The following is a 2,481-nucleotide window of genomic DNA, read 5'->3' on the forward strand; positions in this document are numbered from 1 at the left end:
AATTATATCCGCTGTTATTATTACTGAATCGTTAACATTTTATCTACTGTATTAAATTATGTTTAAATTCTACAGGCAGATTTTTATTCTGGGTTTACTATTTGTTTTTACACTTGGTGCAACTCCAGGCTTAATGTCTGAAACTTCTATTGAGAAGTATATCCACAAAAAACTCAAGCGTAACGATAAAATACTCCGTATCAACGAAAAAAACCTGGGGGACTCGGGTGTGGCTGTAGTTGCCCAATCTCCTCTATTGCGCTCAGTTAAAACTTTGGTGTTATACAAGGTTAATATTAGCGATGAGGGTGTTCGTATTCTGGCTGAATCTCCCAACTTGAAAAACCTGGAAGCCCTTTATCTTGAACACAATTATATTACTGATAAAGGAGTTGAGTTCATTGCTGACTCCAGATTATTTGCAAATCTGAAAACTCTAAACCTTTATCACAACCAGATCACTGATGAGGGGGCGAAGATTATCGCCAACTCGGAAAACCTGAACCAATTGGTTGAGTTGAACCTGAACTATAACCTGATAAAAGGCCCTGGCGCCATAGATCTTACCCATTCAAGCAAACTGCCCAATCTTCACAGCATCCAGTTGGCGTACAACCCTATTGAGAAAACCGGCAAAGAAGCCTGGAAACGTTTTCAACTTATGGAGTGGTTTAAAGATCTCCACCGTAATGACCGGTTGAATCAAGTTGGTGAAGCATTGATAGGCGATTTTGGGGTCATGGTGTTGCTCGACTTTCCATATGTTTCAGAGCTGGAAACTTTAGATTTGAGAAATAACAGCTTGTCAGATGAGGCTGTAATTGCACTCTCTAAATCGGGTAAATTCAAAAAGCTTGAGTCATTAAATCTTTCCCAAAATAATATTTCCGATGCTGGTGCCCAGGCGCTGGCAAAATCTCAAAACCTTGAAAGACTGAAGACGCTAAACCTAAACTTTAATCGTATTGGGGATGAAGGGGCCAAGGCGATCGCCAACTCGCCGCTTTTCGCGAATCTTGAATCTTTAAAACTGGGGCAAAATAAAATAGGCGTTGAAGGGGCTCGGGCTTTAAACGAGTCGAGTAACCTGAAGAACCTCATGCATCCAATTTTTGGTTTCTACTAATATCTACGTAATTCTTTTTTCGACACAGGCTGGTCAATGGCAGTTACGAATGCTTTGTGTTAAGATCCTGAAACTTAAATGCTCATTAAAGAAAACTTATGGTACAGATCCTAGAATTTGAACGCGAGATTTTTGCTTTGGAAACTCAGATCCATGATCTGGTTTCTATGTCTAACATGTATGACAGTGTTGGCGATATCACCCATGAAATTGCGAAGCTCAAAAAAAAGCTGCGCCGGATGAAGCATGAGGTTTACTCCAATCTAAAGGGGTGGGATAAAACCCTGGTGGCAAGGCATCCTGACAGGCCATATACCTTGGACTATTTGAATCTGATCTTTGATGGCTTTTTCGAACTTCATGGAGACAGGCATGGGGGATATGGCCCTTCGATTGTAGCCGGTATGGCAAAGTTTTGCGGCCGTTCCGTGATGGTAGTGGGTCACCAGAAAGGCAGAGATAACGAAGAAAAAATACGACGGAATTTTGGTATGTCTCAACCGGCAGGCTACAGAAAGGCTCTTCGACTCATGCAAATGGCTGAAAAGTTTGGTTTGCCTGTTATCACCTTTATTGATACACCGGGTGCATATCCCGGTGTTGATGCTGAGGAGAAGGGTCAGTCAGAAGCAATCGCTACAAATATGTTTAGCTGTATACAATTGAAAGTTCCTATCGTTTGTGTAGTTATAGGAGAGGGTGGCTCTGGCGGAGCTTTGGCTATTGGTGTTGGAGATCATATTATGATGTTTGAACATTCTGTCTATTCGGTCATCTCACCAGAGGGTTGTGCTTCGATTCTTTGGGGAGATAAAAGTAAAACCACCCAGGCGGCTGATGCTTTGTGTCTCACTGCTAATGATCTTTTGAAATTCAAAGTAATTGATGAAATTATCCGCGAACCTCTCGGTGGAGCTCACCGTAACCATAAACAAGCCGCTATTCGGCTTAAAAAATCCCTTCGAAAAAACCTTGAGCGTCTAACTGCGATTCCTTTGGAAGAGTTGATCCAATCGCGGGAAAAAAAGTTTCGTGAAATGGGCGCGGTAGATGAAGAGGGGGCCTGAGTTAAAGATACAGACCCCACACATTTAATCTATCAGGATGTTGTGAAGCACCACCACAATCCCAACGAGGCATCTTCATTTCCTTATGAGGCGGCAAATTGCCATTTGGCGGATATCATCGCCAACACCCTGGAGCTGGGTTGTAGCGGAGAAAGTAAGATTGTTCCCAGGCTTGAAGAGCAAGCCTGGATCAAGGCATGCCCACCCAAAGATATCAATATGGAGATTATCAGGGACGAGATCGAAGAATCCTTTGACGAAACGGCCAGCGCCTTTCTATCTCACTGA

The 2,481-nt window shown here is 42.7% G+C and carries 3 protein-coding genes; all 3 read left to right on the forward strand.

The window, feature by feature from the left end:
• Window positions 1-58 precede the first annotated feature (58 nt).
• The 3 genes from F3741_02845 to F3741_02855 all read left to right on the forward strand — a co-directional run bounded on the left by F3741_02845 (window position 59) and on the right by F3741_02855 (window position 2,481).
• Window positions 59-1,126 carry a hypothetical protein gene (locus F3741_02845; protein MZG29736.1) on the forward strand — a complete coding sequence of 356 codons (1,068 nt, stop codon included), beginning with the start codon at window positions 59-61 and terminating at the stop codon, window positions 1,124-1,126.
• Window positions 1,127-1,224: 98 nt separating this feature from the next.
• Window positions 1,225-2,193, forward strand: a complete 969-nt coding sequence (locus tag F3741_02850) for an acetyl-CoA carboxylase carboxyltransferase subunit alpha (protein MZG29737.1) — start codon at window positions 1,225-1,227, stop codon at window positions 2,191-2,193.
• Between the two features lie 42 nt (window positions 2,194-2,235).
• Entirely contained in the window at window positions 2,236-2,481 is a 246-nt protein-coding gene (locus tag F3741_02855; protein MZG29738.1) for a hypothetical protein, read from the forward strand.

It is taken from the genome of Nitrospinota bacterium, assembly GCA_009873635.1.
GTDB lineage: Bacteria > Nitrospinota > Nitrospinia > Nitrospinales > VA-1 > LS-NOB.

Excerpts from the sequence above, each read along its gene's own strand:
- F3741_02845 (MZG29736.1), top strand. The coding sequence starts at position 59 with ATGTTTAAATTCTACAGGCAGATTTTTATTCTGGGTTTACTATTTGTT.
- F3741_02850 (MZG29737.1), top strand. The coding sequence starts at position 1,225 with ATGGTACAGATCCTAGAATTTGAACGCGAGATTTTTGCTTTGGAAACT.